Annotated in this window: 10 protein-coding genes; 3 read left to right on the forward strand and 7 right to left on the reverse strand. The window is 57.1% G+C overall.

The window, feature by feature from the left end; all coding sequences use genetic code 11:
* The first annotated feature begins 18 nt into the window (after nucleotides 1-18).
* Complete coding sequence (locus MV985_RS07285; protein ID WP_297464815.1) at nucleotides 19-618, forward strand: ECF transporter S component; 600 nt, start codon at nucleotides 19-21, stop codon at nucleotides 616-618.
* Here MV985_RS07285 and MV985_RS07290 read toward each other — a convergent pair.
* The 6 genes from MV985_RS07290 to MV985_RS07315 form a co-directional block, all read right to left on the reverse strand.
* Nucleotides 615-899: a family 4B encapsulin nanocompartment shell protein gene (locus MV985_RS07290; protein ID WP_297464817.1), complete on the reverse strand. Its 285-nt coding sequence runs from the start codon at nucleotides 897-899 to the stop codon at nucleotides 615-617. The genes MV985_RS07285 and MV985_RS07290 overlap by 4 nt on opposite strands.
* Nucleotides 874-1,569, reverse strand: coding sequence for a deoxyribose-phosphate aldolase (deoC, locus tag MV985_RS07295; RefSeq protein WP_297464850.1), 696 nt, complete (start codon nucleotides 1,567-1,569; stop codon nucleotides 874-876). The genes MV985_RS07290 and deoC overlap by 26 nt, the downstream gene beginning before the upstream one ends.
* Before the next feature lie 78 nt (nucleotides 1,570-1,647).
* Complete coding sequence (locus MV985_RS07300; RefSeq protein ID WP_297464819.1) at nucleotides 1,648-1,971, reverse strand: hypothetical protein; 324 nt, start codon at nucleotides 1,969-1,971, stop codon at nucleotides 1,648-1,650.
* A 64-nt stretch (nucleotides 1,972-2,035) separates the two neighbouring features.
* On the reverse strand, nucleotides 2,036-2,950 hold the full coding sequence (locus MV985_RS07305) for a D-2-hydroxyacid dehydrogenase (RefSeq protein WP_297464852.1): 915 nt from the start codon (nucleotides 2,948-2,950) through the stop codon (nucleotides 2,036-2,038).
* A gap of 6 nt (nucleotides 2,951-2,956) precedes the next feature.
* Complete coding sequence (locus MV985_RS07310) at nucleotides 2,957-3,604, reverse strand: TIGR00153 family protein (RefSeq protein ID WP_297464854.1); 648 nt, start codon at nucleotides 3,602-3,604, stop codon at nucleotides 2,957-2,959.
* Nucleotides 3,605-3,606: 2 nt separating this feature from the next.
* Complete coding sequence (locus tag MV985_RS07315) at nucleotides 3,607-4,533, reverse strand: 2-dehydropantoate 2-reductase (protein ID WP_297464820.1); 927 nt, start codon at nucleotides 4,531-4,533, stop codon at nucleotides 3,607-3,609.
* Nucleotides 4,534-4,578: 45 nt separating this feature from the next.
* Between MV985_RS07315 and otg the strand changes: the two genes are divergently transcribed.
* A complete protein-coding gene (otg, locus tag MV985_RS07320; protein ID WP_297464823.1) occupies nucleotides 4,579-5,103 on the forward strand; it encodes a methylated-DNA--protein-cysteine methyltransferase in 525 nt (174 codons plus the stop codon).
* Nucleotides 5,091-6,134, forward strand: a complete 1,044-nt coding sequence (locus MV985_RS07325; protein ID WP_297464824.1) for a tetratricopeptide repeat protein — start codon at nucleotides 5,091-5,093, stop codon at nucleotides 6,132-6,134. The genes otg and MV985_RS07325 overlap by 13 nt, the downstream gene beginning before the upstream one ends.
* A 23-nt stretch (nucleotides 6,135-6,157) precedes the next feature.
* Here MV985_RS07325 and MV985_RS07330 read toward each other — a convergent pair.
* Nucleotides 6,158-6,378: type II toxin-antitoxin system VapC family toxin (locus MV985_RS07330; protein WP_297464826.1), on the reverse strand; the 221-nt coding region annotated here is incomplete at its 5' end.

A 6,378-nucleotide genomic window follows, 5' to 3' on the forward strand; every position in this document is an offset into this window, starting at 1 on the left:
TTTAAGCGGGGTGATCGAATGTCCTCCCTGACGGAGGTGCTCGGGCCCTACGGTCCCTACGTGCTCGCGGGAGTCACGGTACTCTACGTTGTCTACGTCTACGTCAACAGGAAGAAGTTCAGGAGCGCCAGCATGCTGGCCGTTTCGGCGATAATGGCGGCCCTCGTTGCCGTGGCAACCACCATAATCAGGATCCCCACCCCCGCCACAAACGGTTACATCAACCTGGGCGACACGATGGTCATGTTCGCGGCGATGGTCTTCGGCCCAGTGGTCGGCTTCTTTGCGGGGGGAGTCGGCTCGGCCCTTGGTGACATCATCGGCGGTTATCCCGGCTGGGCGCCAATAACGCTCGTCGTCAAGGGGCTGGAGGGCCTCGTCGTCGGCTACCTCGCGAGGAGGAGCGACAGCACAGGGAACCTGGTGGTGGCGGGTGTCGTCGGTGGGGCGATAATGGTGCTCGGCTACTTCCTCTTCGAGGTCTATATGTACGGCCTTCCTGCGGCCCTCACGGAGGTCCCGGGCAACACCCTTCAGGCAGTAACGGGTATCCTCGTTGGCACCGCCCTGGCCAAGGCCATAAAGAAAAGGTATCCGGAGATCGAGGACCTCATCTAGACCTCGAGTCTCTTCAATTCTTCCCACACTTCTACCTCTAGGAGGAATGGCTCCAGGGATATCCTTCTGGAAGCCTTCTTCATCTGGCCCAGGAACTTTGAATCCGCTACGACGGCGTCGTAGTCCAGCTCCTCTATTCTGTAAACCCTGATCCCACAGCGGCGGAGGACGTCGAAGGCGTGCTCGATGAAGCCCGGACCCGCGAGCAGGATGTCCGGGTTGAGGCCCTCTTCCCTGAGCTCCTCCATAGCCTTCTCAAGGAGCTCCCGAATCTCGTCCATTCCGGGCACCTTCCACGATCTTTACGCCGCTCGACGTCCCAATCCTGTTCGCCCCGGCCTCAATCATCGCTAAGGCCTGCTCGTATGTCCTTATGCCCCCGGCCGCTTTGACACCCATCTCCGGGCCGACGACCTTCCTCATCAGTTTAACGTCTTCCACCGTTGCCCCTCCGGTTCCGAAGCCGGTAGAGGTCTTCACGAAGTCGGCTCCGGCTTCCTTAGCTAGCTCGCAGGCCTTCACCTTCTCCTCGTTGGTTAGATAGCAGGTCTCGATGATGACCTTGACCTTCGCTCCCTTCTCGTGGGCGACCTTAACCACTTCCGCTATGTCGTTCTTAACGTACTCGTAATCCCTGTCCTTCAGTGCGCCGATGTTGATGACCATGTCGAGTTCATCGGCGCCGTCTTCAAGGGCTTTCTTCGCCTCGGCGACCTTTATCTCGGTCGGCGTTGCCCCGAGCGGAAAACCGATAACGCTCGCGACCTTGACGTCCGCTTTTCTCTCGCGCAGGTAGTCCTTGGCGAGCTTGACGCGGTAGGGGTTGACGCAGACGGCGTAGAACCCGTACTCGATGGCCTCTTTGCAGAGCTTGACTATGTCCTCCCTGGTGGCGTAGGGCTTCAGGTTCGTGTGGTCTATGTACCTGGCTATATCGATGTGAGCATCCATCACCATCACCGGATAAGAGTAGATCCAAACGGTTTAGAAGTTTTCTCCTCAAAAATACTTAATGGGTGAGCAAATTCACTAACCACCGGCAAGGGACCTCAAAGCCCTGGCGAACCTCACGGCCACCCCCTCGTCTCCGAAGATCGGCTTCTCCTCACCGCGGGCTATTCTCTCCAGAACTTCGATTGCGTTGTCCCAGTTCTCCTCGAGCGTTTTTCCCTTTGGAATAGGATTCCTGAGAACGTGCCAGCGGCCGGTTTCCCCGTCGTAGAATATAACCCTGGGTATGTAGTCAAGGTCCATGAAGGTGTTGTCAAGCGTCAGCTCTATCCTGAAGTCTCCAACCTCAAGGTAGCCCTCATCCCTGAGGCGTTCCTTCCAGCGCGGGTGGTGGGTCGTCATGGGGGGAGGTAGGGGTGGGAGTTTAAAAGGTTTCCAGCTGGGATAGGAGTGAAAATAAAAGGGCTCATCCCCTGAGGATCTTCACGATCTGCTCCGCGACCTGAACGCCCGCCCTCATCTGGGCCTCCTCGGTTGAGGCCCCTATGTGGGGCGTCAGGACAACGTTGTCGAGTTTCGTCAGCGGGTGGTCCTTCGGCAGGGGCTCCTCCTCAAAGACATCCAGTCCAGCGCCGTAAATCCAGCCCTCCCCCAGCGCCTTCACGAGGGCATTGGTGTCAACCACCGCACCCCTCGCAGCGTTTATGAGGATAGCCCTGGGTTTCATCAGCCTGAGCCTGTCCTCGTTGACCAGGTGGTATGTGGACTCGACCAGTGGAACGTGAAGCGTAACGACGTCGCTCTCCTTGAAGAGGTCCTCCAGTGATACGAAGGTTCCCCCAACTTCCATGGCCCTCTTCTCGTCCGGGTAAGGGTCGTAGAGGAGAACCTTCATCCCGAAGGCGTTCGCGATCTTCGCCACCTGGTAGCCGATCCTGCCGAAGCCAACGACACCGATCGTCTTGCCCTCAAGCTCGATGCCCATGCACTGCTTCTTGGCCCACACTCCCTCGCGCATCTTTCTGTCGGCGAAGGCTATCTTCCTGGCAACGGCGAAGAGCAGTCCGAAGACGAGTTCCGCGACGCTTCTTGAGCTTGCACCGGGGCTGTTAACTACTTTAATGCCCCTCTCCTTGGCGGCCTCGAGATCTATGTTGTCGAGACCGACACCGGCCCTTCCGATGACCTTGAGCTTCGGGGCGGCCTCTATTACCCGTCTGGTGATCTTCGGCTTGCTCCGGACGATTATGGCATCAACGTCCCTCACGAGTTCCACAAGCCTGTCCTCGTCAGGGTACTCCTCGTAAACGACTTCAAAACCGGCTTTCTTCAGGATCTCTATTGCCTTCTCGTGCAGCGGCGCAGCAACAAGAACCTTCACCATGCATCATCCCCTCCTCTTTATCGCCATGAGCATGACCTGGTCGGAGGCATCCTCCGCCCTATCCGCTATATCACCGATCTTCGTGAGGATCTGGTTCCAGATCAGCTTGGCGTAGGTTGAAATAGTCTCGCTTTCAAAAACCTTACCCTTGACGGTGTACTCAACCCTATCGGCACTCTCCTCCGCGTCCTCCACCGCCTTCGTCAGCTCTATAGCCTTGTCAACGTTTGAGTTGAGGGCCCTTACGGCGTCAATCAGCAGTTCATAGGTCCCTATCGCAGAATCCACAAGACGCATTATCTCTCCCTTCAGTTCAATCGGGACCCTCGGTCTCGCCAGGATTAGCGTGTGGGCAGCGCTTTCGGCAGCATCTGCCACCTGGTCAACCTGCTCGCTGAGATGGACGTAGTCGCCCCGGTTGGCCGGCAGGAAAGCACCCTCGTAGAGCATGGTCTCTATGCTCCTCCGCAGTTTGTCGGCCTCGCTCTCCAGCTCGCTCACCCTCTCTTCAAAGGATTTTGCCCTCTCAAAGTCCTCCTCAAGGTAGGCAGCGACGAGCTCCCTGAAGGCCTCGAGAACCCCCTCCACAGCCTTCAGGTGTTCCTCTATGGCATCAAAAACGTTGCTTTCCTTTCCCCCGAATATGGGCATCCTCATCCCTCCGTCCAAACTTCACCCTCCCGCTTATTTAGGTTTTCCCTCGCCTTTATGAGTGCCCAGAGGAGTTCATTCCGGGGGGCTTCGAGACCAACGGAGCGGGCGTACTCGACGATCTTGCCGTGAATGTAGTCCACCTCCGTTCTCTTGCCCCGCAGGATGTCCTGGAGGGTTGAGTTGTAGTTGTCCCGGGTTTTTTCTATGGTTTCCCAGAGGAGCTCGAGGGGATGAACCTCGAACTCTATGCCGAGCTGCTGGGCGACGAGGCAGCCCTCCCTCGCTATGTCCACCGAGATTCCCTCGAGGTTTGGGTCCTCCATCAGAAAGCCGTTTTTGACGCCTAAAACCGTTCCCAGGCCGTTGATAACGGAGTTGACTATCGCCTTCGCCCACTTCCAGCCGACGATGTTCTCGCTGACGCGGGTTTCTATGCCGGCCCTGCTGAAAACCTCCGCAACCTTCTCCGCGAATTCCTCCCTTCCAGTGGGATACTTTCCGATGACTGTTATGCCCCTGCCCGTCCACTTCACGCGGCCCCATTCAACGAGCATCGCCCCGTTCGTGGTTATTCCCCCCAGAACCCGGAGCGTTATCTTCAGGGCCAGCTCCTCGTTGCCCAGGCCGTTCTGTATGCTGAGCACCCAGGTCTCCGGCCCTATGCAGTTTCTCGCGCACTCAAGTGCCACTTTCGTTGAGTAGGACTTCGTGGCCAGCAGGAGTAGATCGGGCGGCTCGTCCGGCGCGTAGAGGCTCGCCTTGGGGTAAACCCTGAACTCTTCGACACCGAACACTTCGAGACCGTTCTCGTTAACCGCCTCAACCTGCTCCGCCCTGCCGATGAGAGTAACGTCGTTGCCCGCCCTCGCCAGCAGGCCCCCGAAGAGTGAGCCTATGCTCCCCGCACCGAGCACGTAGATCCTCATTTTACCACCGAAAGCGTTTAAAGTCCTCCCCTTAAAGCCTTAGCGATGCTGAGCGTCAAGGCCTTTGAGCTGGGCGGAAGGACTGTCTGGATAGCCGTCCTCTGGGAAGAAAGGATCCTCGGGATAACCTTTTCCCTGAAGGAGAAGCACCTCTCGGGAAACGTTGAGAGACTCGTGCGCTTTCTCGGAAGAAGGGGCGTGAAGGGTGACACAACACCCGGGAAATCCCCCTATCCCGACCTCGTGAGGGACGTCATCCTCGGAAGGCTCGACAACGCCGACCTCCTCCCGGAGCTGTCCTTCGAGGGAGTTACCCCCTTCGAGAGGCGCGTTTACGAATGGCTCATAAAAAACGTTAAAAGAGGGAGCGTTATAACCTACGGTGGCCTCGCGAGGGCCCTCGGTACCTCCCCAAGGGCCATCGGAGGAGCCATGAGGCGAAATCCCTACCCGGTAGTGGTTCCCTGTCACAGGGTGGTGGCTAAAGACGGGATCGGCTACTACACCCCGCGACTGGACGAAAAAATCTTCCTGCTGGAAATGGAGGGGGTGGAAGTGTGGACAGGCTGAAAGCGTATCTGGTGGGCTTCCTCCTGGCGGTCGTTTTAATAGCCGCCGGAATAGTGTGGTACGGCGGCTGGACGCTGCTCCTCAAGGTGATCCTCGTCCTCGGTTTCCTCGGCGTCACCCTGATGCTCCTCTTCTTCACGGGGCTGACCCTCTACGCCGAGAGCTGGAAGTACGGGATGATACTCGCTATCTTCACGGCCATAAGCGGCTACGGCCTCTACCGGGCCATCACCTGGGACCGTTCCAACTGGTCGTACCTCACCCCGGTGTGGGCGATAATAGTCTTCTTTATCGCGGTGGTTGCCTTCGGCATCTGGTACATCAGCGAGCCCGACCTCGGCCTCGTTGACCGCTTCAAGAGCGCCGAGAGTCTCGAAAAGGCCGGCAAGTACAAGCAGGCGGCGAGAAAATACGAGAAGAAGGGAGACTACCTGAAGGCCGCTGAAATGTACGAGAAGCTCGGCTGGATGGAGAGCGCGGCGTGGGCCTACGAGAAGGCCGGCAAGTACGAGAGGGCAGCGGAGATCTACGAACAGCTTTACGAGAAGGAGAAGGACACCTACTATCTCAAGGAGGCCCACGAGTACTGGAAGAAAGCTGGAAACATGGAGAGGGCAGCCAAGGCTCTGGAGCGCTACGCCGAGGAAGAACCCTGGTTCTGGGAAGACGTTGCCAAGCTTTACGAGGAACTCGGAAACGAGGAGAAAGCTAAGGAGGCATGGCTTAAAGCCCTCGAGTACTACAGGAAGGAGGCTCAGGAAGAGGGAGTTTTCTGGGAGGACGTCGGTAACATAGCGAGGAAGCTCGGCATGGAAGACCTCGCGAGGGAAGCTTATCAGAAGTTCCTCGAGTACTGCCTTAAGGAAGCCGAAAAGGACCCGATGTGGTGGAAGCACGTGGCGGAGGCATACGAGTACCTCGGCGAGAAGGAGAAGGCCGAGGAGGCGAGGAAGAAGTACGAGGAGTACAGGAAAAGCATTATGAGGGCCAATGAAGAAACGTCGAAGTTCCCCGAGGAGAAAAAGGAGTGAGCTAAAAGATCCTTTTTATCTCCTTAATTTTGTAATTTGTCAAAATCTCGGTCGTTTGAGAGGATTACGCCTATCTTGTGGGCTTTCATGGTCGCGTAGTGGATGGCATCGTCAAAATCAAGCTTTTCACACATCTCCGCTTTGGAGAGAATCTCAGGCATTAGGGGAACGACTTTTATTCCTAACTCTGGGAGCATGGCCATCAACTTTGGTCTCTTACTGCTATTCCTTCGAAGGAGAATGT

Source organism: Thermococcus sp. (genome assembly GCF_027012695.1).
Taxonomy (GTDB): Archaea; Methanobacteriota_B; Thermococci; order Thermococcales; family Thermococcaceae; genus Thermococcus.

Coding starts and splice junctions, on each gene's coding strand:
- otg (WP_297464823.1), top strand. CDS start 4,579: ATGCTGAGCGTCAAGGCCTTTGAGCTGGGCGGAAGGACTGTCTGGATA.
- MV985_RS07315 (WP_297464820.1), bottom strand. CDS start 4,533: ATGAGGATCTACGTGCTCGGTGCGGGGAGCATAGGCTCACTCTTCGGG.
- MV985_RS07300 (WP_297464819.1), bottom strand. CDS start 1,971: ATGACGACCCACCACCCGCGCTGGAAGGAACGCCTCAGGGATGAGGGC.
- MV985_RS07285 (WP_297464815.1), top strand. CDS start 19: ATGTCCTCCCTGACGGAGGTGCTCGGGCCCTACGGTCCCTACGTGCTC.
- deoC (WP_297464850.1), bottom strand. CDS start 1,569: ATGGATGCTCACATCGATATAGCCAGGTACATAGACCACACGAACCTG.
- MV985_RS07290 (WP_297464817.1), bottom strand. CDS start 899: ATGGACGAGATTCGGGAGCTCCTTGAGAAGGCTATGGAGGAGCTCAGG.
- MV985_RS07310 (WP_297464854.1), bottom strand. CDS start 3,604: ATGCCCATATTCGGGGGAAAGGAAAGCAACGTTTTTGATGCCATAGAG.